Below are 26,661 nucleotides of genomic sequence, written 5' to 3' on the forward strand. Positions count from 1 at the left end.
TCGAGATGTTTGGAAGATTGACATTAGAATCCATTCCATACCATGAGCCAATTATTATGGTAACCCTATCCGTCATTGCGATTATTGGTATTGCAGTGTTGGCTTTAATCACTCGGATGGGGAAATGGCAATATTTATGGAATGAGTGGTTTACGTCCGTAGACCATAAAAAATTAGGTTTCATGTACATTGCAGTCGCAATGATCATGTTAATTCGTGGCTTTTCTGACGCCGTCATGATGCGTAGTCAGCAGGCTCTTTCCGCGGCTGGGGAAGCGGGCTATTTACCACCACATCACTATGATCAAATCTTTTCCGCGCACGGCGTGATTATGATTTTCTTTGTAGCGATGCCATTGGTTATCGGCTTAATGAACATTGTTGTTCCGTTGCAAATAGGTGCACGCGATGTTGCTTTCCCATACCTTAATAACTTGAGCTTTTGGCTATTTGTTGTTGGTGTAATTCTAACAAACATGTCGCTAGGGCTAGGTGAATTTGCTCGTACCGGATGGTTAGCTTATCCACCATTATCTGGAATTAAGGCGAGTCCGGGAGTTGGGGTCGATTATTGGATATGGGCGCTGCAGATATCGGGTGTCGGTACGACATTAACGGGTGTTAACTTCTTCGTGACTATCTTGCGTATGCGTACGCCTAGTATGCCACTGATGAAAATGCCTGTGTTCACATGGGCTTCTCTGTGTGCCAATATCCTAATCATCATTTCATTCCCAATTTTGACAGTAACTATTGCTCTGTTAACGTTGGACCGTTACTTAGGTTTCCACTTCTTCACCAATGATATGGGTGGGAACATGATGATGTATATCAACTTGATATGGGCTTGGGGTCACCCTGAAGTGTATATCTTGGTTCTGCCAGTATTTGGTGTTTTCTCCGAAGTCACTGCGACATTCTCGCGCAAAAAATTGTTCGGTTATACCTCACTAGTATGGGCAACTATTGTTATTACCATCCTTGCTTTCGTTGTTTGGCTGCACCACTTCTTTACCATGGGCAGTGGCGCGAATGTGAACGCGTTCTTCGGCATCGCAACCATGATCATCTCGATACCGACAGGGGTTAAGATATTCAACTGGTTGTTTACCATGTACAAAGGGCGTATTACCTTTACAACACCAATGATGTGGACAATCGGTTTCTTGATCTCATTCAGTATCGGTGGGATGACCGGGGTATTGATGGCCGTTCCTGGTGCTGACTTTGTTCTGCACAACAGTGTGTTCTTGATTGCTCACTTCCATAACGTGATCATCGGTGGGGTCGTATTCGGTTGTTTTGCTGGTATAACTTACTGGTTCCCTAAAGCAACGGGATTCAAGTTGAACGAAACTTGGGGTAAACGTGCATTTTGGTTCTGGCTAATTGGCTTTATTTTAGCCTTCTTACCACTGTATGCGCTTGGATTTATGGGAATGACTCGTCGTTTAAGTCAAGACCTTAACCCTGAATATTTCCCATTCTTAGCCGTTGCTGCCTTTGGTACTGCGCTAGTGGCTGTCGGTGTGCTTTGCCAAGTTATGCAGTTCATCGTCAGTATTCGTGATCGCAAACTAAACGAAGACGTGACGGGCGATGCATGGGATGGACGTACGCTTGAATGGTCTGTTTCATCACCACCACCATTCTACAACTTTGCTGTTATTCCTAAAGGGGATGAGCTTGATGCTTTCTGGTATCAGAAAGAACGTGGCGAACACGACATCAACAAAGAAGTAGAATACGAGCGCATTCATATGCCTAAGAATACACCAACGGGGATTTATGTATCCTTCTGGTCGCTATTATTCGGTGTCGGTATGATCTGGTACATCTGGTGGTTAGCCATCATTGGTTTTGCAGGTATTGTGATCACTTCTATCATTCACAGCTTTAACGATGACGTAGATTACTACGTTGAAGTAGATGAAATTAAAGCGATTGAACAGGCACACCGTGAACGTGTTGCACAAGCAAAGCAAGCAGAACTCAATGAAAGCAATAAAGATGATGTGGAGGTGAAATATGCACGCTGATGCTCACGCGCACGATCACCATAACGCAGGTGGAAACAAACTGTTTGGTTTTTGGATCTACCTAATGAGTGACTGTATTTTGTTTGCAAGCTTGTTTGCAACATTTGCAGTACTGAGAGATGCCACCGCTGGTGGTGTCTCTGGCCGTGATATTTTTGAGTTACCGTTTGTATTTGTCGAAACCATGTTACTTCTACTAAGTAGTATTACCTTTGGTTTTGGTATGATCGCGATGAAACGCAAGCAAATTGGTGCTCTTAAACTATGGATGGTAGTGACATTCATCCTAGGCGCGGGTTTCATTGGAATGGAAATCTACGAATTCCATCATCTGATTCATGCTGGCTACGGCCCAGATCACAGCGCATTTCTGTCTGCCTTCTTCACTTTAGTGGGGACCCATGGCTTGCACGTAACCTTCGGTTTGATTTGGTTAGCCGTTGGCCTAGTGCAACTTAATACCAAAGGCTTAACAGAAACCATGGAAACACGTTTTGGTTGTTTAAGCTTGTTCTGGCACTTCCTTGATATTGTTTGGATCTGTGTCTTCACATTTGTTTATCTAGTAGGGGTGATTTCATGAGTAATCAACACGCCGAATCCAGTGTGAAAGGCTATGTCGTTGGTTTTATTGCTTCACTGATTCTGACCATTGTTCCTTTCTACTATGCAAGCACGCAGAGCTTGTCACAAGCAGCAACCTACTCAATATTGTTTGGTTGCGCGATTGTGCAAGTTATCGTTCATTTTATCTATTTCTTGCATATGGAAGTGAAAACAGAAGAGGGGCGCTGGAATTTTATTTCACTGTTCTTCTCAGCCATTGTGGTGTTAATTGTGATTGGTGGTTCTATCTGGATCATGTGGAATCTTAATATCAACATGGCGATGTAGGCAGCATTATGCTTAAAGGTTACCTTTCTATCACCAAACCCGGAATCATCGTTGGTAATCTGATTTCTGTAGCAGCAGGGTTTTTCCTTGCTGCTCAGTCAGAATCAGCCAGTGCGTCATTACTGCTGTATACCATGTTAGGTGTCGGAATGGTGATTGCATCTGGATGTGTCGTTAACAACATTTTTGATCGTGATATCGATTTGAAAATGGCTCGAACTTGCAACCGTAAATTAGCAAAAGGAGAGGTGAATGCGGATCATGCGTTTATTTTTTCTTTGCTGCTGTTGCTAACCGGTACAGCCTTGGTTTATCGCGCGGCTAATCCACTGTCTGCCGTAGTGGTGTTGTTAGGATATGTGTTTTATGTATTCTTCTACACCATGTGGTACAAGCGCTCATCGGTTTATGGCACGCTGGTGGGAAGTATTTCAGGTGCGGTGCCACCTTTGGTCGGCTACCTAGCGGTAACAAACTACATCAATATCGAAGCTATTTTGCTTTTTGCATTGTTCTGTCTTTGGCAAATGCCGCATTCGTACGCAATTGCAATGTTTCGTATGGATGACTACCGCAAGGCCAATATACCGGTACTGCCTGTTGTTGCTGGGATTGAAAAAGCACGAAAACATATGATGGCATACGTTGTTGCTTTCAATATTGTGGCGTTTGCTTTGTTCCTTCTTGGTGAAGCGGGTTATGAGTATTTGTTAGTGGCTAGCGCCGTGTGTTTTATGTGGACTCGCGTGACATTTCGTCCTGTGACACAAGAGAATTATGTGGCTTGGTCTAAATCGGTGTTCAAAGTGTCTTTGGTCGTCGTTATGGGGTTAAGTTCTGTTCTTGGGCTAGAATTAATGACATCCGCTTTCATCTGATGAAAGCAGTAGAATAGTTATCCAAAGGCGCTCATCTGAATTGAGCGCCTTTTTTATTTGAAGCTGTTATACTGGCACTTGTTTCTTTACTACCTTAATAGAGCCGAATCCATGAGCTTAAAAACCGAACTGCAAAACCTAAACAACCGTTTAGATACTCGTCGCCGCAAATTAGACACGGCTCGTCAGCGTGGCGATCAAGAGCTAATTACTCGCTTCACCAATGAAATTGACGAATTAACCAAAAAAATCTCACAAATCAAGCACAAGCAAGATTATGAGGTAAATAAAAAGCGTCGAGAACTAAACCAAATGCCGTTCTCTCGTGAACTGACGAAAGCTGAACAGGCTGATCTTGGTAAGCTAAAAAAATCAGTGAAAGGTCTGGTGGTGGTTCACCCGATGACTAAAGAAGGCAAATTATTACAACTAGAAGTCATGACAGGCTTTGCTCCTCGTCCTTTCTAAATCATACCGTAGAGTGGGGGAGTGGTGTTTTACTGCCTCACTCGTCTCGCCGTTTAATCTTAAAAAGACATGTCGTTAATAGCCCAGCATATTGAGCCAATGCTCTGCTGTGGCAATGGCTTCTTTACGGTTAGCGATATTCAACTTTTGATACAGATTGCGAATATGGGTTTTAATGGTTGTTCCTGCAACATCTAATTCTTGTGCAATTTGCTCGTTGCTCAATCCTGAATAGATTAATCCCAAGACTTGCCATTCTCGCGACGTCAGTGGGCTGGTACGAATAAGTTCTGGTGCATGGGTACTGGTCGTTAACTTTTTAATAAACTCTTCGTCAAAGTGTGCTGAGCGACTATTTTGGACACTTTCAATGGCTTTAATGATGTTTGCTGCGCGGAATTTTTCTGCATCTGATAGTGCCGCCTGATTGGCGACTCTCTTAATAACGGGCAATATTAACTCTCCTCCTAACAGATAATTACCCACCATACCGGTTTGAGATGAAAGCTTAAGGGCTCGTTGCATACATTTATCCGCTTTATCATGCTGATTCTGGTGCTCGTATAAGTAGGCTTGTAACACTTGAGCACGATTAAGATCGGTAACCAGTTGGTAAGTGGTTGCTTCTTTGATAAGGAAGTTTAAACTTTGTAAGGCGAGTTTTTCTTGGCCGATAATCATATTAGCGCGAACAATATTTCGCCATTGCAGTTGGGTAAAATGATTTCGGGCCTCCTCGGGTTTGGAGGTATTGGCTAACCACTGCTCAACAGCGTCGGTATCTCCACTGACTTGCCAATAGAGAATCAAAGCGGCAGATGCATGTGCTGTCCAATCAACGTGAAATGTGGATGTATTGATGCGCTGCTGAATTTCACTGATATAACGACTTGCTTTATCTATCTCTCCGCGACTTATCGCAATGATTGCGAGTAATGAATAGCAATGTAAGTGCTTACTGCGCATCCCTTCGCCTAGCACCTCTAATCCCAGAAAAGCGTTAGTTTCACTCTCTTCTAATTGATTCCAGCACCACAGTAATTGACCTCTTATACGAAGTAAAAATTCATGTAAGGGAAGTTGCTGTAAGTGATGTTCTTTAATGAACTGAAAGGCGTTATCTTGTACTTCATAAGCGGCTTGAGCATACCCTTGAGCAAGCAAAATTTCGCTTTGTTGTAACATAGCCCAAAGTGCTTGAGGATAGATTTGATATTGGCGAGCGAGTTTTTCGGTTTGCTGCATCATTGATAATGCACGGCTTAGATCGCCGAGAACGTGATTAACTTCGCCCACGACTGAAGTGGCGACGATACGGCTTTGATAGGTTGTATTATCAAGGAAACTTAATGCTTGCTCTGCTAACTCGAGTGCCTCATTGGGCTGATTTTGATTAATCGCGACTTGTGCTTTGAGCGCGTTAAATTCGGCCTGTTCGCGAGTGCTGGGTGTTATTTTTCGCAAAGCCATCTGCTGATCGGCATAATCTAATAGGCTGGCCACCTCTTCGTATCGATGCTGACTTTGTGCTAACCACGCTTGCATTAGGCACAAACTTGGATGGCTATAGAGCGCTTCATCGTCCAGGCTATCAATTGCAATATCTAGCGCTTCTAACGCACCTTGGTTAAATAAAGGCCAACCATGAGTGAGCAGTATATCCACTTGTAATGCCATGTTATGCCCTAAACTAGCATGATGTAGGGCGAGGTTGGCATTGTTTTCGTTGAGCCAAGCTTGGGCAGCTAAAGAATGCAACTGAGCTTCTTGATCAGGCAAGCGACTTTGTCTCTGATGAGTAAGAAATTCCGCAAAAAGGTTGTGAAAGCGAAACCAATGACCTGATTCGTAATGAGAAAATAGTCGTCTATTCGCCGCAGAAGATACCGTTCTGACTGGCCAAATGAATAGCCCTAAACGCGATAGCTGCTCTAGTCGGCGCAACGCGTCATCATTACCGGTAATAATGCACGCCATCTCTGCATTAAAATCTTCAACGATGGAACATTGCATCAAAAATATTTGCGTATCGGGATCGAGTTGAGAAAAAACTTCTTCGATCAAATATTCCCACAAGTGGGTATGATCTGGCGGGGTTGTGTTGGGATCCCAATCGCTGGATTCTGGGTGGGATTGCATGGCGATCAATTGCAACGCAGAAGGCCAACCTTCTACATATTGGCGTAGGTGTTTAACCGTGACATCATCGAGTAATTTCCCGGTTCTTTTGGCCATAAAACGTGCGGTTTCATCATTATCAAACGCTAACTGCTGGTGGTCGATTTCGACTAACTGTTCTCTTACTCTTAGATTTGCCGTGCCCAGTGGTGGGACAGATCGAGAAGTTAAAACCAGCGTGATCGTTGTTGGTAAATGCTTTAAGAAAAAGCGCATCGCATCGTGGATGTCCTCGCTATGGATATGGTGATAATCATCGAGAACAAGATAGGTATGATGGGATATTGCGGTTAACTCTCCCAGTAAAATCGTAAATAGTGCGTGCAGTGACGTATATTGATGATGTTGAGCCAATGTTTGACTGTTTTCGCATTGACCATCTAATGCTTGATTAAGTGCTTGAATTAAATAATTTGTGAAGCGATAACTGTCATTATCGCTAGGGTCAATATTGAACCACCCGACATGAGGTTCATTATCCAACCATTCCAGCACCATCGTTGTCTTACCATAACCCGCAGGAGTGCGAAACAAGACCAGCTTGGCTTGTTGCGCCTGTTTAAGCATGGCCAAAATCCTTGGCCGAATTATGCGGTGGTTCTGTCTGTCAGGACGAACCAGCTTTGATGGGATCCACATGTTTTATGTCGTTCTCTTTATAGGTAGAAGATCACAATGCATGGAGCGATCGAGGATCGATAAAGAGTCATGCGCTGTGTTATTTGATCTGTGTGATTAACGCTACCTGAATATATTTTCACCATGTTTTGATCATTAACGATATTTCACTATCTGGACAAGAAATCCCTTACCTACGCCCTAATAATGAGATTTTTATCACAAAATAAAGTCTTAATCTCTTCTCTTAGCTTATCTTCTGTACCAGATAGAATGAAATTTAGTCGTTTAATACCAAGTTAGTGTGATCTAGAGAACATTTTTGATCTCTATTCTGAATGGTTATTCGCTATGCAATCAAAAGCAGAACTACTGTTAATACAAGTAGGATACCTATGTCGTCATAGTTGGCTTGGGGTCCGGGTGGGTCGCTCAGATGAAACGTGTTTACTCAACATGATCGAAAAAACGTTACAGAACGAGTCACAACCTTAGGTACGGCATTCTCTACGCCTCACAAACTACGCCCACTCAGTTGAGTGGGAGGATGAGGTGTCTCAATAAAAAGGGATGCACGATATGTCTCAAATGGATGAAATAACAGGTGAGATTTCGCAATGAAACCTACGCAAAAATACCCGTTCGATAAAGAGTTATTTAAAGGTAATGTTAAACGTCATTTAAATGCGACTTATGCAACGACCGTTGAGCATGCTTCAACCCATGCTTGGTACTTAGCAATGGCGCGTGCACTGGCTGAATTAACCATGTTGAACTTGCTAGAAACAGAGCAAGACGAACGGATCGTTAAAGCGAAAAGCCTCAACTATCTTTCTCTAGAATTTTTGATTGGTAGGCTGACTGGTAATAACTTAATCAGTTTAGGATTGTTCGATTCCGTTGCCGATGCAATGTCGGAATTAGGACAGAATGTTACCGATTTGCTTGAAGAAGAGCGTGACCCATCATTGGGAAATGGTGGTCTTGGTCGTTTGGCCGCATGTTATATGGATTCCTGTGCAGCACTAGAATACCCCACAGTGGGTTATGGTTTGCACTATGAATATGGTCTATTTAAACAATCATTTGATCATTGTCATCAGAAAGAATCTCCAGATGCATGGCAGGGGATTGAAGGCTATCCATGGGAAGTTCCACGTCCGGAATTAAAGCAAGACATCGGCTTTTACGGCCATGTTGAAGTTACACATGTGGATGGAAAGGAAAAGCGCCACTGGGTGCCTGGGATGATCGTACAAGCGATGCCATGGGATTTACCCATTGTCGGATTTGAAAATGACACGGTTTATCCGCTGCGTTTATGGGAAGCCCGAGCGATTGCTCCTTTCTCCCTAGAAAGCTTTAACAATGGTAACTATTTTGAAGCGCAGCACGCTTTGATTGATGCTGACAACATTACCAAGGTGCTGTATCCAAACGATAACCATGAAAAGGGCAAAACACTGCGTTTAATGCAGCAATATTTTCATAGTGCTGCATCTGTTCGTGATATTTTGCGTCGTCACTTAAATGCCGGATTTTCACTAGAAGAGTTACCTGAGCACGAAACTATCCAGTTAAATGATACTCACCCAACAATCGCTATTCCTGAGTTGATGCGGATTTTCATTGATGAAAAAGAGATGTCTTGGGAAAAAGCATGGGGAATTTGTAGTAAGACGTTTGCTTACACTAACCACACTTTGTTGCCTGAAGCGCTGGAAACGTGGGATGAAGGATTAATCCAACGGTTATTGCCTCGTCATATGGAGATCATCTACGAAATTAACCGCCGCTTCTTGTTGGAAGTGAGTGCTAAGTGGCCCGGTGATGTATCGAAGCAGCAAACGCTATCAGTGATTCAAGAAGGCTTCCATCGTATGGTACGAATGGCCAATCTTTGTGTCGTTGGCTCTTATGCGGTGAATGGTGTCGCGGCAATGCACTCTCAATTAGTAAAACAGCACCTTTTCCCTGAGTTCAACGAACTTTATCCTGGACGTTTGCAAAACGTGACCAACGGGATTACCCCTCGTCGTTGGCTGAAGTTTTGTAACCCTGGTCTTTCTGATCTCATCACAGAAAAAATTGGCGATAAATGGACCTCACATTTAGATCAGCTACAAGCCATTGCTAAATATGCCGATGATAAAACCTTCCAGCAACGTTTTATGGCGGTGAAGAAAGAGAATAAAGAACGGTTGGCCGCTTGGGTGAAAGATCATATGGATATTGATCTTAATACCGATGCCATTTTTGATGTGCAAATAAAGCGGTTACATGAATACAAACGTCAGCATTTAAACATGCTGCACATATTGTCGCTGTATCATCGCTTAACAACGGATCCAGATTTTGATATGCAACCGAGAGTGGTGTTCTTTGCTGCCAAAGCTGCGCCAGGCTATCACCTTGCCAAAGAGATCATTTATGCGATCAACAAAATCGCCGAAAAAATTAATGTGGATCCGCGAGTCAATGACAAGTTGAAAGTCGTTTTCATTCCTGATTATCGCGTCAGTATTGCAGAAATTATTATTCCAGCAGCCGATGTTTCAGAACAAATTTCTACAGCAGGTAAAGAGGCATCGGGCACCGGTAACATGAAACTTGCACTCAATGGCGCTTTGACTATCGGTACGATGGATGGTGCTAACGTGGAAATTCGTGAAGAGGTTGGCGATGACAATATTTACATCTTTGGCCTCGATATCGATGGTGTCAATGAATTGCGAGCGAGTGGGTATAACCCTTATGACTTCTACCAGGCTGATCCGTTACTTAAAGCATCTTTAGATCTTTTAGTTGGTGAAGAATTTACTCCCGGTGAACCAGGAAAATTACGCACAACGTATGACAGCTTGCTTAATGGTGGGGATCCTTACCTAGTACTGGCGGATTTTGCTTCTTATGTTGAAGCTCAAACCCAACTTGATCTTGATTACGGCGATCAATCTGGTTGGGCTAAAAAGGCCATTCTGAATACAGCACTAATGGGTAAATTCAGTTCGGATCGTAGTATTCAAGATTATGTGAAGCAGATTTGGAAACTAACACCAGTCAAGCGCTAGTCGTGCCATAACGGTACGTAAGATGGTTCCAAGGATTGTGATTGAAAAGCATGGACGCTTTTCGGAGTTGGGAATGATTGATAGTAATGTACTAAAAAAAGTGGCTGAGCAGGCGAATATTTCAGACAGTTACATCAGCGCTCGAGGAGAATTTACTCCTGTTGCAGCGGGTGTGATAGAGCAACTATTGGCTGATCTGGGTTACGATATCAGTAGTGATGATTTGTTATTAGCCAGTGCAGAAAAAAAGCACAAAGCGGAATTACTCGAGCCTGTATTGGTATTACACCAAGATGAAGCGTTAGAAATACCATTACGGGTGTCCATAGGTAGTCGAGCTTCTGATTTCCATTGGTCACTGACTACTGAACAAGGAAATACGTTTCAGGGGGACGTGAGTGAGGTGATTGCTCGTGATGACCGCGAACACACTGGTACTCTCATTTTGCATTTACCGGTTCAGCTTGAAATGGGGTATCACCAATTTACGTTGACCCGAAAACGGCGCAAGGCACCTTATCAGATGCGCTTAATTATTGCTCCGCGCGCATGTTATAAGCAGCCAGAGATAGAACAAGGTAAAAAGTTATGGGGTCCAAGCGTGCAGTTATATACGCTTAAAACCCAACACAATTGGGGAATGGGAGATTTTGGCGATTTAAAACAATTGGTTTCAGATATTGCCTCTCGGGGTGGGGATTTCGTCGGTCTTAACCCGATTCATGCCTTATTTCCTGCTAACCCTGAAGCGGCTAGCCCTTATAGTCCATCTTCTCGACGTTGGTTAAACATCCTCTACATTGATGTCAGTTCAGTTCCTGAGTTTTCATTAAGTGCCACGGCGCAGCAAGTGGTGGGAGGGCCTGAGTTTCAATCTCGTTTGCAGAAAGTACGTGATACCCATTGGGTCAACTATACCGACGTTGCTGAACTTAAAATGAGTGTATTGCCGCTGCTTTATGATGAATTTAAACAGCGTCATTTATCGAGTAATAGTGAGCGTGCCCAGTTATTTAAGCAGTTCGTAGAAGAGGGGGGAAGTAGCTTACTACAGCAGGCCACATTTGATGCTCTTCATGCTCACCTACAAAACGAACAGCATAATTTGTGGGGTTGGCCAGCCTTTCCTGAGCAATATCGCCGTTACGAAAATAGTGAAGTGCAGCAGTTTGCTCAAGAGCATCAGGATAAAGTGCAACTGTATCTGTATTTACAGTGGGTTGCCGATACACAAATTCACGAAGCGCAGCAACTCGCGTTACAAAAAGGAATGACTGTCGGGTTATATCGTGATCTTGCCGTTGGTGTGGCTGATTCTGGCTCTGAAACTTGGTCTGATAATGGCAATTTGGTGCTACAAGCCAGCGTTGGCGCTCCGCCAGATATACTTGGACCGCTAGGACAAAATTGGGGACTGCCTCCTCTAAATCCTCAAAAATTGCAGGAAACAGGGTATGAACTGTTTATCCAATTATTGAGGCGTAACATGCAGCATTGTGGTGCTTTACGTATTGATCACGTGATGGGATTACTGCGTTTATGGTGGATTCCGCGTGGTGAGTCTGCTACCAATGGTGCATATATGTATTATCCCGTTAAAGACATGCTAGCGATTCTTGCGCTTGAATCCCATCGCCAACAATGCAGTGTTATTGGCGAAGATTTGGGAACCGTTCCCGATGAAATGGCAGATTTGTTGCGTGATGCTGGTGTTCACTCCTACAAAGTTTTCTTCTTTGAAACCTCCAAGACAGATGGAGGCTACATATCACCTAAGCATTATCCGATTCAATCGATGGCGACACTGTGCACTCATGACATGCCGACGCTACGAGGATTTTGGCACTGTGAAGATTTAAAACTGGGTGGTGAAATCGGTCTATATCCAGATAAAGAACAACTGCAGCGTTTATTTGATGACCGTTTACGCAGCAAACAAGGTATTTTGGATTCTGTCGCTGGTCATGGCCGTTTGCCTGAAGGGATTGGCCATGATGCCATGTATGTGCCGATGGATTCCTATTTGAGTGAAGCATTGCAATTACATGTTGCTGCCGGTTCTTCTGCTCTGCTAAGCGTACAACTAGAAGATTGGTTGGAAATGGATCAGCCAGTGAATATTCCTGGCACCGTTGATGAGTACCCTAACTGGCGACGTAAGTTATCTTGCAACTTGGAGCAAATGTTTGCCAAAGAAGAAGTGAATCGTATGGCGGCTCATTTAAGTGAAATACGCCAGCAAGTGTCACGATCTTAGCCAAAAGAGTGGCATCGCTACTGTGGCATGATTCACTCAGCTTAGACTCTGACTCTGGTGATTTGTTAGTAATGAATAGCAGAAGTGGATCTTAGCTCACTCTATCTAAAATTAGGGTTCGTTAATATGACTTTAGGTGACTATTCTTTGAAGAGGGTGGTACTCTAAGTCATTACCAGATATCAACTATTGGTAATAGATTGACCCTTAAATGTTGTTACTGAGTAGATCTGAATGGCTTGCTCAGTATTCATGGAAGAGAAACATATCACGATCAACAGATTGATCGTGATAGATACAGTTAGGTTAGGAGTCGTTCTATATTGAATATAATGAAAAAACCTTCGAAGTTACAGCTCGCTTATCAAGCGTTAGATAACGCTCATTTCTCTGATCCATTTGGTTGTTTAGGCCCTTTTGTGGCCGATAAACATATTGCTCTACGGGTATGGATGCCTGGGGCGAGTGGCGTCGAATTGCTGGTGGAAGGTGAAGAGAGAATCGCCTTGGAGCCCGAATGGGATGGCGGATTTATTTTACCTTCTTCACGTGACCTACGTTTTACGCATTACCAATTAGCGATCGATTGGGAAGGAAATGAGCAAATTCTTGATGACCCTTATCAATATCATGAAGTGTATGCAGAATATGAAGATCTGCACACACCAAAAACCATGTATCACCATATGGGGGCACAGCTAGTCTCTATTGAGCGTGATGGCAAGATCATTAACGGTACGCGTTTTTTAGTTTTTGCACCCAACGCATCATCTTGTAGCCTGATTGGTAGTTTCAATGAGTGGGATGGACGCCGTACACCAATGCAGCGTTTAGATTACGGCATATGGGGAATCTTTATGCCAGATCTCCCAGAAGGCACACCATACAAATTTGAATTAAAAGGTCCAAATGGTGAAGGGTTACCGCATCGCGCTGACCCTTGGGGCTTTTATGCCGAACAATATCCATCTTTTGCTTCTGTCACTTATGATCACAATCGTTATCAATGGCGAGATCAACAGTGGTTGCAGCGCCCAGTAACGGAAAAACGTAAACAAGCATTATCATTTTACGAGATACATGTTGGCTCATGGCGCAGAGGAGAAAATAATCGTTTTCTCAATTACCGTGAATTAGCTGATCAATTGGTGCCATATTTGATGGGAATGGGCTACACCCATGTGGAGTTAATGCCCGTCGCTGAATATCCATTTTACGGTTCTTGGGGCTATCAACCCGTAGGTTTGTTTGCACCAACCAGCCGTTTTGGTAACCCAGATGATTTCAAATATTTTGTCGATAAGTGTCACCAAGCCAATATCGGTGTTGTACTAGATTGGGTGCCTGCGCATTTCCCTTCAGACAGTCATGGGTTGGCGAATTTCGATGGTACACCTTTGTATCATGATCCTGACCCGCGGCGTGGATGGCATCAAGATTGGAACTCTTATATCTATGATATGGGTAAAGAGCATGTGCGTCGTTTCTTGGTGTCTAACGCTTTATATTGGTTTGAACAGTTCCATATTGACGGTATTCGAGTCGATGCGGTGGCTTCGTTGCTCTATTTAGATTACTCCCGCAGCCACGATCAATGGATTCCGAATATTGATGGCGGCCGGGAGAACTATGAAGCGATTGCGATGTTGAAATGGATGAATGAGGAAGTGTATAAGCATTTCCCTAATGCGATGACCATCGCCGAGGAATCGACCGCCTATCCAGGGGTTTCTAGTCCAACCTTTCTCGGCGGTTTGGGGTTTGGCTTTAAATGGAATATGGGTTGGATGCACGACAGCCTAGAATACATGAAAGAAGACCCTATTAATCGAAAATATCACCATAATACGATCACTTTCCCGCTGATTTATGCCTATAGCGAAAACTATATATTGTCGCTGTCTCATGATGAAGTCGTGTATGGAAAACAGTCGCTGATCTATAAAATGCCAGGCGATGAATGGCAACAAACCGCAAACTTACGCGCTTTCTTTGGGTATATGTATGGCCAACCGGGTAAAAAGCTAAACTTTATGGGGGCTGAATTTGGGCAAACCAGTGAATGGAATCATGACGATCAGTTGCAATGGTTCTTACTTGATTTTGCTCGCCATAAAGGCATTCACAAATTGATTCATGACCTGAACCACCTTTACCGTAATGAGCCTGCATTATACGAATTAGATAATGAACCGAAAGGATTTGAGTGGCGTTTAACGGATGCTGCAGATATCAGCGTACTCGCTCATGAGAGAATGAGTGAGCATGGCGAGCGGATTCTGGTGATAACTAATTTTACTCCAGTTCCTCACGAAAACTTTCGCTTGGGAATGCCATGTGCGGGCAGTTATCAACTCATCCTAAATACTGATGATCGCCGTTATGATGGCAGTGATTTTATGGTGCGTTCGCAAGTACAAACCGAAAAAATAGACAGTGAAGGTTTACCCCAATCCTTAAATTTACGCTTACCGCCCCTGGCTACGGTGTACTACAAATTCTTACGTTAGTTCTTGTTAATTGTCTTGCTTTGTTTTGCCCAATTTACACTGTGAATTGGGCTTTTTTGTCGGTAAGTTTTGCTAGTATAAATCTGATCTGAAGCAGGATCACAGTTTCAAAAAGCGTCGTTTGTACGAAGTTTGCCCAGCAAGCAAGATCTTGCTCAGAGCTAGGCAGGTTATTGCTTTAAAAGGTGATGATTGATTATAACTATATGATTTTTATAAGGGCGATTGTTGGCATTGACCTTGCTCTCTTTATATTGACAACGCGCTAGGCGCAATCATCAATATTAGAAAGGAATTTGCAATGCCAACTCCATGTTATATCTCTATCGAAGGTCAAACTCAGGGTCTTATCACTGCTGGCGCATGCACAGCAGATTCAATCGGTGATTCTTATGTAGAAGGTCATGAAGACGAAATGCTGGTTCAAGAGTTCGATCACAACGTGACTGTTCCAACGGATCCTCAATCAGGTCAACCTGCAGGCCAGCGTGTTCATAAAGCATTTAAGTTTACTGTATCGCTAAACAAAGCGGTTCCACTGCTATACAACGCATTGGCATCTGGCGAAAAAATGTCGACAGTTGAACTGAAATGGTACCGTACTTCTATCGAAGGTAAACAAGAGAACTTCTTTACCACTAAGCTAGAAAACGCATCCATCGTAGATATTCGTTGTGAAATGCCACACTGCCAAGATCCGACTAAATCGGACTTTACCCAAAATCTCACTGTTTCATTGACTTACCGTAAGATCACTTGGGACCACGTTAATGCGGGTACTTCGGGTTCAGATGACTGGCGCACACCTGTCGAAGCGTAATCCATCACGCTTGAAGCACTCATCGCTCACCCAAGAGGTGAGCGATAAATCGAACCTTAAGCCCAAGGCATCATAGTGGTGTTTTGAGCTTAAGGTTTTACTGTTTATAAAGAATAAAGGAAAAAACAGGATGGCAAGGCTAGGTTATTCAATAAAAATAGACGGAGTGGAAGACGATACGTTAGTCGTTCGACGCTTTGAAGGGCACGAATCCCTGTCAGACAGTTTGTTCAAAGGTCAACCCTGTTACGGCTTTAAATATTTTATCGAATTAGCAACTCGGCAAACGGATCTCACCCCCGATCAAGTTGTTGATAAAATGGCAGAACTGACTCTATATCGTGATGATGAAGTCGTACAACGCGTCAATGGCGTGGTTCGCAACTTTACTCAGGGCGATATTGGACACAACTACACATTTTATTCATTAACATTAGTGCCTGCGCTTGAGCGTTTGTCACTGCGTCAAAACAGCCGCCTGTTTCAACTCAAAACAGTGCCTGAAATCATTTCTATTCTGCTGCAAGAAATGGGAGTGACTGATTACGCATTTAACGTACAGCGTGAGTGTGCGCAGCGTGAGTTTTGTGTTCAGTATCGTGAAACAGATCTTGAATTAATCCACCGACTCGCAGCTGAAGAAGGCTTGGTGTATAGCTTTGTACATGAAGAGGGCAAACATACGTTGCTCTTCACTGATGGAACATCAAGCTTACCATCCATCACCAATGCCATTCCTTACAATGCGTTATCTGGCGGTACCAACGATACGCCTTATGTATCGCACTTTAACGCGCATACACAAAGTGATGTCAGCCGTACAGCGCTACAAGACTATAGTTTCAAAAAACCTAGCTATCAGTTCGCTCAAAGTGCTGAAGGTGCCAATATGGATTATCAGCTCACTGATAATTACGAACATTTTGATGCTCCTGGGCGCTTTAAAGATGATACATCAGGCAAAGCATTTAATAGTATTCGCCTAGAATTCCTGCGTCGTAATGCAAAAACGTTTACCGGTAAAGGCAACCAACCATTAATGAGGGCGGGTTACCAATTTACGCTGGAAGAACATCTTAATGATGAGATGAATAGTTCGTATTTGCTGGTGGCTGTTAGTCATCAAGGTGAGCAGCCTCAAGCACTTGAAGAAGAGTCTGGCAGTGGCGCGACGACTTACTCTAACCAATTTAAAGCAATCCCTTCAACCGTAAACTGGCAAGCAACACCACAGACGAAACCACAAGTTGATGGTCCTATGATTGCGCGTGTTGTTGGTCCTGAAGGTGAAGAAATTTTTTGTGATAAATATGGTCGCGTGAAAGTTCATTTCCCTTGGGATCGTTATTCTAATGCCGATGAACAAAGCTCGTGTTGGGTTAGGGTTTCTCAAGGCTGGGCAGGCCCTCAATACGGCACAATGGCGATTCCTCGCATCGGCCATGAAGTCATCGTGTCATTTTTAAATGGTGACCCTGATCAGCCAATTATTACTGGCCGTACCTATCATGCGACCAATACCCAACCCTATGTTTTGCCGGATAACAAAACTAAAACCGTGTTGCGTACCGAGACCCACCAAGGGGAAGGCTATAACGAATTAAGCTTTGAAGACCAAGCTGATAGCGAAAAGATTTTTGTTCATGCGCAAAAAGACTATGAAGCTTTGGTTGAAAATGATCACACCCAAGTGATTCATAACGATAAACATCTTACCGTTGACCGTCACAGTTACACCCAAGTCAAAAATAACCAACACCTGACGGTGAAAGGTGAAAGCCGTAATAACATTACCAAAGATAAAACCATTGATGTGACAGGCTCGCTCCATCAAAAGGTGACAGATAAAACCATTATCGACTCAGGTAGTGAAGTGCATCTAAAAGCTGGTAACAAGATTGTACTAGATGCTGGTGATGAACTTACCATCAGCGCATCAGGAAGTTTTATTAAATTAGACGCATCAGGCGTCACTGTCGTGGGGTCAGCCATTAATCTGAACTCCGGCGGTAGCGCGGGCGCAGGTTCAGGCTACGGCGGCTTAGTGGCTGCATTACCAACCTCCTTAGAAGATGTAGAGGCATTGGCTGAAGTGGCTGCACAGAGTGTCGCAGCATCGTTGACTCCTGCCGATCCAGCTCTTTATGCGTTGGCTAATCCTGCGCTAATTAGTGTTGAAGCGTTAGAACAAATTGCTATGGATAACACACCGTTGGCCAAAATGTGTCAAAGACAAGCTGATGGCACATGCTTAAGAACTGATTGTACTTGTATTGAAGGGGAGGATGCATGAGCCTATTCAGTAGTGTGAAAGCCCCACAAGGTCAGCAGTGGATGGTCGTTGATAAAATTCGAGTCCCAGATATTGAAGAATTGGCTTACCGATATTTACCGGACTTAGAATTAACGCAATTATTTCTTGGCACACCTTATGAACATCTAAATGAAATAGGCCCTGTTGCATTTAAGTACACCGCAGTGAAAGAGTTTGAAATGTTGTTGAGTAAGGAAAATGACATTAGAACCAGCAGCGTATTATTTTCTGTGGCAGAAGAAAAAGATCAAGAAATGCTCATCCAGCATTTACAGGCATTACATTATGTAATTGTAGATGACAGCCCTATGTTTTTTCGATTCTATTCAGTTCCTACTTGGGATGGTTTAACTATAGATCAACTAACTGAAAATGATATCAATACTGTATTAGGACCATTTGATTCATTAAGTTGGATCGGGGAAGGTTTAATCGTTAATACAATAAAAAGAAAACTAAATAATAAAAATAAAGAAATGAAATTTCCGTATAAGTTAACGTCAGAAATATTTAAAATGTTGGTATAAATCATGGCTAAAGATTACAAAAAATACACTATTAAAAAAGGTGATTGTTTATCTCTATTAGCAGAGAAATTCAATACTACAGTAGAAGAATTGCAAACTCTAAATTCTGAGCAAATAAAAGATATTGATTTAATTTATGCTGGAAACGAAATAGATACGCCTATTAAAAGTGATATAAAAATAGATCTTACAAAATCACCAGAAAAAAATGCGTCTAATAACGACTTATGCTCAGGAGGGGAGTATGTCGACATATTGTATGTGCCAGCAGACCCAACGAATGGGGAAAAACGTTATTATGCAATAACAGAAGAAGCACAGAAAGCAATAAAAAAAGAACAGGAAATTTTAAGTGGTGCTTTAGATGTAAACGACAAAGAAAAAACAATAAAGAATCTAAATGATCTTGGCGTATTTTCAAGTTTTTATACATCACCACATGGTATGTTTTTAGATCAAAAAGATCGAGAAAGATATGATTTTTTAGTTATCACTTTGAAAACATTGCAAACCGGTGCATACAAAGGTAAGGATGGTTTTTTAAAAAATTTAGCTGAACAAGAACTTAGTAATGACCAATATGAATATTTATATGATAAAAAATTGAAAAATTATGAAATTCAAATTGAGATGACAAAACCTAAGTATTGGTCTGTTGGCGGTGATAAAAGGGCGATTGATTACATAGAAAAAATAGCAATAAACGAAGAAAATGAAAAAAAAGCTATAAAAAAAATAAAGTTAGATATAGAAAAAGATTTAGAAAAAAAAATAAATTCCTTAGAAAAAAAAGCTAAAAGCAAAGCAACTATAACTAAATCAGATGATGGAAGTTCATATGTTTATGATGAGGTAAGAAAATATTATACAAGTAAGACAGAAAAAGAATTGGAAGAAAATATTTCTTTTGTACAAAAGAAGTTAAATATTTATAATGACAGCATATTAGCTTTAAATTCTCATGAGACTGCAGATACTTATATAAGAGAATTTCATGATGTTTTAGAAGTTAACTATCCACCAGACTGGAGAAGAAGGAAATACATAAAAGCATTAAAATCTATAAATAGATATGGTTATGTTATTAAGGAACAATGTCTTTCTTATAGTGAGTTAGAAGGGGATAATGAAGACGAAAGAGGCCCTAAACAATTCAAAAAAAATTTTTCTGACTGGAGAGAGCATGCTAGTTCAGGAAAAGGTTTACCTATAGAAATAGATAAAGCTGAAGATCTTATAGATAAATTGTACAAGGATATAAATTTAGATTTTAGCTCTATAGGTAAGAGGGATATTAACGGTAAAATAAACATAACAGATGAGAAAGCTATTAAAAAAATGCTGAAAGAAACGGGGGCAGAAAATTGGGCTTATTTCCCCTGTTTAGCATTAATTAGTATTATAGATGCTACGCTTATCAAGTGGAATTCAGATATAAATAAATTGCTTGGAGTTAATAGTAATTTTTCTGATTCATCAAAAAGTAACTATGAAGGAAAAAAATATTCCTATAAAGCATTTCCTTTGCCCAAGATATTTTCAGGAATACTCTGGATTAAAAAATTAGCAAAAGCTCGTATAGACAGTATCAAAAAGATAGCAGAATCCAGAGCAAATCTAAGCCAAAACTTGAGTTATATAGATGAGGATACTGTAAAATTTGTAAAATCCTTTAAGGTTATTTGGGAGGATGAAAAATATAATGCCAAGAAAAAGCAGAAAAAGGTTATTAGAACCGATGATGATTGTATTCGAGTTATCGAATGTGTCTTAATATCTGAAGGGAATTTAGGGTGGGTAAGAGGCCCTGCCTGGTATTTACCAAAAGAGAAATGTGAGCGTTTAGATGCTAAAGGACACCTGCTGGACATTACAAAAAAAGTTGCAATGGTGAGTGCACAAAAAGTGGGGACTGCAATTACGGGAAAGCAAACCTGTAAGAGCTTAGAAGAAGCGATGACCGCAATAAGCGGAGGCTTCAAAAAATCTACAATAGATGGGATCAAGAGTAAAATACTTGGCGGAAAATTATTACTTGATCTTACAAGTATTTCCAAAAAAGCCGATTTAGAAGACGCTACATTTTGGAGTGATAGCTACCATTGGGAAGATGGGCTTGGTCCGAACAATACTCAGCCTCAATATGTAGTAGATGCAGCTGTACAATTAGTGCGTTTTACCGCAAGTGCACAGGCTAATATTAATGCGCCATTGAGCGAATACAGTGGGTTAAAGGCAAATACTGATGCTAAATTTACTGGGCAATATAATATGTCGTTTGAACTGTTTAAAGGACAGTTAAGGTATGAAGCTTGGTATCCACTATCAGAAAATTCTGATAATAAAGTTAAAAAAACGGGGCAACAAGTTTACTTCTATTATGATAACAATACTGAAAAGCTTCAGGATTATTTATTAGGGGGATTCTTTTTCCACCTGACTGCCACAGTATATGCTTCAGCTGCTGCAAGTATTTGTGTATCTAGTAACGTTCAGTTTGGTTTAAGCACTCAAGAGGATGGGAAAATAGGAGTTAGGGGGAGTGAATACTCCTTAGTAGAAGATTATGATAAAACATACCTTCCTGCGAATTCTGATAGCGACAGTGATAATGTAAGTGAGGAAAATAGTAATAGCACTTACCGTAGAGAGACATATTCAACAAGTGAAGCGACAAATCGCGCTTTAGCGAGAACGAGCAAATATGCGGCGGATGCAAACGTAAAAATGGATATGTTTGCTGGTGTTGAAGCTGGTGGAATTATTGATGGTGAGATTTATTGGCTTCCACCTAAAGAAAAGCACGATGGTTACGAATTTCAAGATGACATAATGCGACTTGGTAAATTATCACTTCAAGCTTCCGTTAGTTATGGTGTCGGTTTAGCTGGAGAGTTCCGTATTACCATACATAACGGTGCTATATATTGGATAGTAGCAGCGAGGCTTGTAACTGGACCTGGGGCATCAGGTAAAGTAGCAATTGAAGTGGATTATTTAAATATTGATAAGCTGTTTAAGCATATATTAAATATTTATTATCAGAACGGTTTTGATCATATTGTTGGCGTGGGGGGGGATAATGATGATTATCAAAAAATCTATGATGAAAATAACTTACCTGCCGATTATAAAGTCATGAATTACATTATCACTTGGGGGTTGTTTTTAGGGTTAAACGTTGGTGAAGTATTATTATTACCAGCTAAAATGTGGGAAAGCTATAGTTATAAAAATTTAAAAGATGACTATGGCCATATTTTAGCAAAAAATATCATAGCGAAAGAAAACCAGAAAAGCACTCAGGAATGGGTTAGCCAATTACCACCTGAAGTATTAGCAAAATTACTCGGATGCTTATCTGATATTGATGATCTTAGCTCTTTGACTGTTGATAATGCTAAAATATTAGTAGAGAAACTTGACGCATTAGTTAAAGTATTCGGTTGGATTAAGGAAAAGTCTGGTTCAAATGTGGAAAATACTTATAATCAGTATGAGATTACAATGAGCTTAATTGGTGGTGAAGGTAAATTAAGTAATGTAACTTATATCAGATGGTTTAATATTTATAAGGGTTGGGTAATTATATCAAAATTGATTTTATTAATAAGATACCAAAGAGAATTAATAGATAATATTTTAAAAAATAATAAAAGTATTAGCGATGATACATATGATAATTTAATAAAAATTCGATCTATAATTGGTTCGATTACAATTATTGAACAAATGAAATCACTAAATGACACGTTCGAGCTTCTATCTAAGAATATAAAATTGTTTATAAATAGTGATGATAAAAGTTTTATTTCATTTTTTATTAAAGAATATAATATAGATTATCTTATAAATTATAACGGTGTAATTGTTATTAAAGAAAATGTATCAGGTAACAAAGAATATACCGAAACTAAAAAAACATTATATTCTAAAGTTAATAAATCTGATTGGGTTAATAAAAGGTGGGTTATAAAATGAAAATATTTAAATGTATGTTTTTATTTTTTGTTATGTTAATAACAGCATGTGATGATAACAATCCAAAGACTGTTAGTTTTGATATAAATAAAGAAATAATTTCATTTATCCATGAAGATTTAAATAATAGTGAAATTGACGATTACTATATAACAAGTACGTATAAACCCAGAGATAAGCTGTATAAGCCTGTATTATATATACAAAGAGAACGATGGGATTTGGCTATTCCTTTATTAAAGGAGTTGGTTCAAGAAAATAATGCAGATGCTATGTATTGGTTAGCATCTATCTCGGGAGGTAGTGTTTTATCCGGGAAGAAAATGGCAATGCTCTTTGAAAGATCAGCAAATCTCGGTAACCCCTATGCTGCATTGAGGTTGGATTCTGGTGCTAAGGATTGTGATTCCTATTTGCGAGGATACTGTAGTAAAAAATGGGGGAAAAAAGCTAGAAAAATATTAGAATCTAGAGCTAAAAAAGGTGATATAAAATCAGAATATCAACTTGCTATTATAAATGGTGTAAACTATCGGGATACATTAAAATTAGCATTGAAAAATGCTAAAAATAATTATTATTACCCTTTGTATAAATATATAGAATATAGTCGTTATTTAAGTGTTGATACAAGGAAAGAATTATATAATTTAATGATTGATAAAAACTTTACTCCAGTTGGACAACTGATGAACTTGAATTTTTCAATGGATAATTTATCTTATGAATTTTATTCTAAAGCTTTTATAAAACTTAAGTTTAATAGTGATTTCTGGTATTCAAATTATAATATAAATAGCAAGTTGTTCGATAAATATAAAAAAAGAATTTATGCTTTAAATGTTGTCAAAGGTACTTTTATTATTGATTTGATTAAGAGTTCTGATTCAGAAGGAAATATTAACCCAGATAGTGTTAAATATAAAGAAATAGTAAAATCTTTTAATAGTGATCTTGACGAGTTAGGTTTAGATACAATAAAACAACAAGAGATTAAAGATATAAAATCGGAATCAATTAAAATTTCAAATAATTTTAAACCCTTAATATATATAGATGAGTTTAATTATGATCCGAATGTAATCTAACTTCCGAATGTAATCTAACTACTACTAGTTAACTAGTAAAAGGTAGTGGGACAAACACCTTTAAAGATTGTGTCGCAAACTTTAGGGTAAAAGTTCCACTGTCCTTTTAACAAACAGATGAGAGATTATTATCAATGGATTCATTACCGCTTTGATCTCGAGACAATTTAGACTTCACCCCAATAATTGGATGTGCCAATTATTGGGGTTTTTTATGTCTACAGGCATAAAAAGGAATGGTCGCACTGAAAAACAAAGCCCTAGTTAGATGTGACTTGATGGAAAGGTCTTGTATGTTCAGCGCGTAATACAATTTCGTTGTTATCTTGCCATTGTTTCCTTTCCTCGCTGGTTGCTTTCGGTACGAATTTTCCTAATGCGGCATAAGCAAAACCGAGCAGCGGGGATAACCAACAAGAGATGCTACATACAATATAAAGTAGGTTCTCAGTGTGTCCTGCCGCTATCCCTAACCCTAGAGCATGTATAACAAACGCTCCCCCTGCATTCCAAGGAATTAAGGGAGAAAGCAAGGTTCCCCCTTCTTCAATCGACCGTGATAAACACAAAGTAGAGTAACCCATTCCTCGATACGCTTGGCTATACATTCGTCCTGGTAATGCAATCGAAAGGTAAGGATCGCCAGCAATGATATTGGTGCCTAATGCGGTGCACGTTGATGCTACTTGCAAGCCAAAGATCGAACGAACTTTCGTTAAAATAGATAAAATAATCGTTTCCAAACAGCGGGTTTGCTCTAATACACCACCAAAAGCTAAAGTGATAAGAATAAGGGTTAAAATCCACGTCATCGATTGGATGCCACCACGATTAAGTAAGGCATCAGTACTGGCTTGTCCAGAATTGATACTGAATCCACTTTGCAAATAACTCATCACATCATGGAAGCTCGCTCCTTGAACGACCATTGCAATCAGCATACTGACTAAAACAGAAAGCATCAGTGTTGGGATCGCTGGCATTTTCTTTAAAGCGAGAACAAGCACAATCAAGACTGGAGAAAGTACGATAGGGTTAAAGCTAAAATGGCTGGCGAGTGTCGTGCTTAACGCATGTATTTTGATTAAATCAACATGTTGCCCATCAATGAGGTGAAAACCGACAAAAAGATACACACAGAATGCGATAACCATTGCGGGAACAGTCGTTGGTAACATGTTCTTAATATGGGCGAAGAGTGACGTTCCGGTAACGGCTGGTGCCAGATTGGTGGTATCAGAAAGTGGCGACATCTTGTCGCCAAAAAATGCACCAGAAACAATAGCCCCTGCAGTCCAATACATCGGAATACCAAATCCATTACCTACTTCCATTAGTGCTAACCCGACAGTGGCTGCTGTTGTCCATGATGTTCCAAGAGAGACTGAGATAACCGAGCATAGAACCATAGCCGCCGCTAAAAATATCTGTGGTGTCAGTACATCAAAGCCATAATATATGAGCATCGGAACCGTTCCACTGGCGATCCAGGTTCCAATAATCATGCCGATAATCATGATGATCAGTACAACAGGTATGGCAACTTTAATCACATGGAATAGACCGTGTTCCAGTTGTTGCCAACGATAGCCTCTAAACCAAGCAAGCACACAGGTAAATACTAAACCAATCGCTATGGGCGTATGAGGAGTAAAATCATCGAAATAAAAGAGTTGAACTCCCAAAAGTCCTAAAGTAAATAAAATCGGCAATAGGGCAATAAATAAACTGGGCCGAGCGATGTTATTGTTTGATATATCTTCTGTTTTAGTAGACATAATGCCTCCTTGCAATATATTGTGAACTACTAATGATATAATGTATTAATATTTAATTTTCCTATTTAAAATAGAGAAGGTGAATGATAATTGACGTGAAGATAGATATTAATAACTATTCTAGTCATTACATTAAATTAATCAGTTTCATTTGCGTCGTTATATATTAAAAGTATGTCGTTATTAGGCAGTTCTTCTCGTCTATTCCTTTTATATGATTGTTGAGAAATACATATAAAAGGAAAACACGGATGTTTGTTAAACAATTAATCTCAATAGTCCTTCTCGCTTGCAGTGTTACGACTAGCGTTTATGCCGCAGTAAGTCTCGATTTTTCAACGGAATATAATGTCCAATCAATTCATGCTCAGGGTGATACTTTTTTTATTGAGCAAGTTAAAAAGCTGACGAATGGTAATGTTAATATCACTCTTCACACTGGAGGATCTCTAGGATTTAAATCGGCCGATCATTTTTACGCTGTCTCTGATGGCGCTGTACCTTTAGCGGATACATTGGCAGGAAGTATGGCAGGGATCGATCCAATATTTTTATTGTCTTCACTGCCGTTTCTTGTCACCAATGAAGACCAAGCTGAGCTGCTATACCACATTGCAAAGCCCTATTACCAAAAGGTTTTCTCCAATAATAACGAGCTACTGCTCTACGCTTCTCCTTGGCCAGCTAGCGGGATCTGGTCAAGAAAACCCGTCAAAACTATACAAGCGCTGCAAGGGTTAAAAATCAGAACGTACGATAAAAATGGCACGTTAACATTTAAAAATGCACAGGCAGCACCGGTAAACCTCTCTTGGGCTGATGTTGTGCCACAACTTTCTACAGGTGGAATAGATGCTGTATTAACGTCGGCAGATGCTGGCGCTAGCGCCCAATTTTGGGAGCATTTAACTCATTACAGTGCTATTCAATATGCGATTCCTTTGAACATGGTTCATATGAATAAAGACGATTTCGACCGTCTAGACGAGCAAGACAAAAAAGCGTTACTCACTGCTGCAAAACTCACCGATGAACATAATTGGAAGACAGTACGCACTCGAGTTAAGGCTAACTATCAACAGCTTAAACATAATAAAGTGGCTATTTTTACCAATTTGCCGACAAGTTTTATCTCCTATTTGCAAAAAGCCGCTAAGCCAACGTTAGAATCTTGGTTACAAGAATCAGGCTCCAGAGGCAAATCTATCATCGAGGAATTTAATCAACGCAAACAATAGGT

General features: G+C 40.5%; 16 protein-coding genes. 14 read left to right on the forward strand and 2 right to left on the reverse strand.

Translation table 11 applies throughout. The features are described 5' to 3' along the window. Nucleotides 1–5 precede the first annotated feature (5 nt). The 5 genes from cyoB to I1A42_RS23430 all read left to right on the forward strand — a co-directional run bounded on the left by cyoB (nt 6) and on the right by I1A42_RS23430 (nt 4,279). Entirely contained in the window at nt 6–2,039 is a 2,034-nt protein-coding gene (cyoB, locus tag I1A42_RS23410; RefSeq protein ID WP_161157759.1) for a cytochrome o ubiquinol oxidase subunit I, read from the forward strand. Beyond that, complete coding sequence (gene cyoC, locus I1A42_RS23415) at nt 2,029–2,622, forward strand: cytochrome o ubiquinol oxidase subunit III (protein ID WP_161157760.1); 594 nt, start codon at nt 2,029–2,031, stop codon at nt 2,620–2,622. Before cyoB ends, cyoC begins: the two co-directional genes overlap by 11 nt. Then, the gene (gene cyoD / locus I1A42_RS23420) at nt 2,619–2,933 is read left to right on the forward strand and encodes a cytochrome o ubiquinol oxidase subunit IV (RefSeq protein ID WP_161157761.1); all 315 of its coding nucleotides are present in this window, start codon (nt 2,619–2,621) and stop codon (nt 2,931–2,933) included. The genes cyoC and cyoD overlap by 4 nt, the downstream gene beginning before the upstream one ends. Nucleotides 2,934–2,941: 8 nt before the next feature. Further along, nucleotides 2,942–3,811, forward strand: a complete 870-nt coding sequence (gene cyoE, locus I1A42_RS23425) for a heme o synthase (protein WP_196125351.1) — start codon at nt 2,942–2,944, stop codon at nt 3,809–3,811. 111 nt (nt 3,812–3,922) lie between these two features. Further along, on the forward strand, nt 3,923–4,279 hold the full coding sequence (locus I1A42_RS23430) for a YibL family ribosome-associated protein (protein ID WP_161157763.1): 357 nt from the start codon (nt 3,923–3,925) through the stop codon (nt 4,277–4,279). A 75-nt stretch (nt 4,280–4,354) separates the two neighbouring features. On the opposite strand, the gene malT is transcribed toward I1A42_RS23430, so the two are convergent. After that, the gene (gene malT / locus I1A42_RS23435) at nt 4,355–7,096 is read right to left on the reverse strand and encodes an HTH-type transcriptional regulator MalT (RefSeq protein WP_196125353.1); all 2,742 of its coding nucleotides are present in this window, start codon (nt 7,094–7,096) and stop codon (nt 4,355–4,357) included. Nucleotides 7,097–7,692: 596 nt separating this feature from the next. Between malT and I1A42_RS23440 the strand changes: the two genes are divergently transcribed. From I1A42_RS23440 to I1A42_RS23475, 8 genes are all read left to right on the forward strand, one after another. Then, on the forward strand, nt 7,693–10,146 hold the full coding sequence (locus I1A42_RS23440) for a glycogen/starch/alpha-glucan phosphorylase (RefSeq protein WP_196125355.1): 2,454 nt from the start codon (nt 7,693–7,695) through the stop codon (nt 10,144–10,146). A gap of 73 nt (nt 10,147–10,219) precedes the next feature. Continuing rightward, nucleotides 10,220–12,403 (forward strand): 4-alpha-glucanotransferase, encoded by a 2,184-nt coding sequence (gene malQ, locus I1A42_RS23445; RefSeq protein WP_196125357.1) that lies wholly within the window; start codon nt 10,220–10,222, stop codon nt 12,401–12,403. 323 nt (nt 12,404–12,726) lie between these two features. Then, nucleotides 12,727–14,913: a 1,4-alpha-glucan branching protein GlgB gene (glgB, locus tag I1A42_RS23450; protein ID WP_230389735.1), complete on the forward strand. Its 2,187-nt coding sequence runs from the start codon at nt 12,727–12,729 to the stop codon at nt 14,911–14,913. 301 nt (nt 14,914–15,214) lie between these two features. Further along, nucleotides 15,215–15,733 carry an Hcp family type VI secretion system effector gene (locus I1A42_RS23455; protein ID WP_161157768.1) on the forward strand — a complete coding sequence of 173 codons (519 nt, stop codon included), beginning with the start codon at nt 15,215–15,217 and terminating at the stop codon, nt 15,731–15,733. Between the two features lie 130 nt (nt 15,734–15,863). Then, entirely contained in the window at nt 15,864–18,026 is a 2,163-nt protein-coding gene (locus tag I1A42_RS23460; RefSeq protein WP_196125361.1) for a type VI secretion system Vgr family protein, read from the forward strand. Further along, nucleotides 18,023–18,574, forward strand: a complete 552-nt coding sequence (locus I1A42_RS23465; RefSeq protein ID WP_196125363.1) for a DUF4123 domain-containing protein — start codon at nt 18,023–18,025, stop codon at nt 18,572–18,574. The genes I1A42_RS23460 and I1A42_RS23465 overlap by 4 nt, the downstream gene beginning before the upstream one ends. Before the next feature lie 3 nt (nt 18,575–18,577). Next, entirely contained in the window at nt 18,578–22,555 is a 3,978-nt protein-coding gene (locus I1A42_RS23470) for a LysM peptidoglycan-binding domain-containing protein (protein ID WP_196125366.1), read from the forward strand. Beyond that, nucleotides 22,552–23,643 (forward strand): SEL1-like repeat protein, encoded by a 1,092-nt coding sequence (locus I1A42_RS23475; protein ID WP_196125368.1) that lies wholly within the window; start codon nt 22,552–22,554, stop codon nt 23,641–23,643. Before I1A42_RS23470 ends, I1A42_RS23475 begins: the two co-directional genes overlap by 4 nt. Nucleotides 23,644–23,903: 260 nt before the next feature. On the opposite strand, the gene nhaC is transcribed toward I1A42_RS23475, so the two are convergent. Beyond that, nucleotides 23,904–25,421, reverse strand: coding sequence for a Na+/H+ antiporter NhaC (gene nhaC, locus I1A42_RS23480; RefSeq protein WP_196125370.1), 1,518 nt, complete (start codon nt 25,419–25,421; stop codon nt 23,904–23,906). A gap of 251 nt (nt 25,422–25,672) precedes the next feature. Between nhaC and I1A42_RS23485 the strand changes: the two genes are divergently transcribed. Beyond that, a complete protein-coding gene (locus I1A42_RS23485) occupies nt 25,673–26,659 on the forward strand; it encodes a TRAP transporter substrate-binding protein (protein WP_196125372.1) in 987 nt (328 codons plus the stop codon). Nucleotides 26,660–26,661 lie beyond the last annotated feature (2 nt).

The organism is Vibrio nitrifigilis (genome assembly GCF_015686695.1).
Lineage (GTDB): Bacteria > Pseudomonadota > Gammaproteobacteria > Enterobacterales > Vibrionaceae > Vibrio > Vibrio nitrifigilis.

Coding starts and splice junctions, on each gene's coding strand:
- cyoB (WP_161157759.1), top strand. CDS start 6: ATGTTTGGAAGATTGACATTAGAATCCATTCCATACCATGAGCCAATT.
- cyoC (WP_161157760.1), top strand. CDS start 2,029: ATGCACGCTGATGCTCACGCGCACGATCACCATAACGCAGGTGGAAAC.
- cyoD (WP_161157761.1), top strand. CDS start 2,619: ATGAGTAATCAACACGCCGAATCCAGTGTGAAAGGCTATGTCGTTGGT.
- cyoE (WP_196125351.1), top strand. CDS start 2,942: ATGCTTAAAGGTTACCTTTCTATCACCAAACCCGGAATCATCGTTGGT.
- I1A42_RS23430 (WP_161157763.1), top strand. CDS start 3,923: ATGAGCTTAAAAACCGAACTGCAAAACCTAAACAACCGTTTAGATACT.
- malT (WP_196125353.1), bottom strand. CDS start 7,096: ATGTGGATCCCATCAAAGCTGGTTCGTCCTGACAGACAGAACCACCGC.
- I1A42_RS23440 (WP_196125355.1), top strand. CDS start 7,693: ATGAAACCTACGCAAAAATACCCGTTCGATAAAGAGTTATTTAAAGGT.
- malQ (WP_196125357.1), top strand. CDS start 10,220: ATGATTGATAGTAATGTACTAAAAAAAGTGGCTGAGCAGGCGAATATT.
- I1A42_RS23455 (WP_161157768.1), top strand. CDS start 15,215: ATGCCAACTCCATGTTATATCTCTATCGAAGGTCAAACTCAGGGTCTT.
- I1A42_RS23460 (WP_196125361.1), top strand. CDS start 15,864: ATGGCAAGGCTAGGTTATTCAATAAAAATAGACGGAGTGGAAGACGAT.
- I1A42_RS23465 (WP_196125363.1), top strand. CDS start 18,023: ATGAGCCTATTCAGTAGTGTGAAAGCCCCACAAGGTCAGCAGTGGATG.
- I1A42_RS23470 (WP_196125366.1), top strand. CDS start 18,578: ATGGCTAAAGATTACAAAAAATACACTATTAAAAAAGGTGATTGTTTA.
- I1A42_RS23475 (WP_196125368.1), top strand. CDS start 22,552: ATGAAAATATTTAAATGTATGTTTTTATTTTTTGTTATGTTAATAACA.
- nhaC (WP_196125370.1), bottom strand. CDS start 25,421: ATGTCTACTAAAACAGAAGATATATCAAACAATAACATCGCTCGGCCC.
- I1A42_RS23485 (WP_196125372.1), top strand. CDS start 25,673: ATGTTTGTTAAACAATTAATCTCAATAGTCCTTCTCGCTTGCAGTGTT.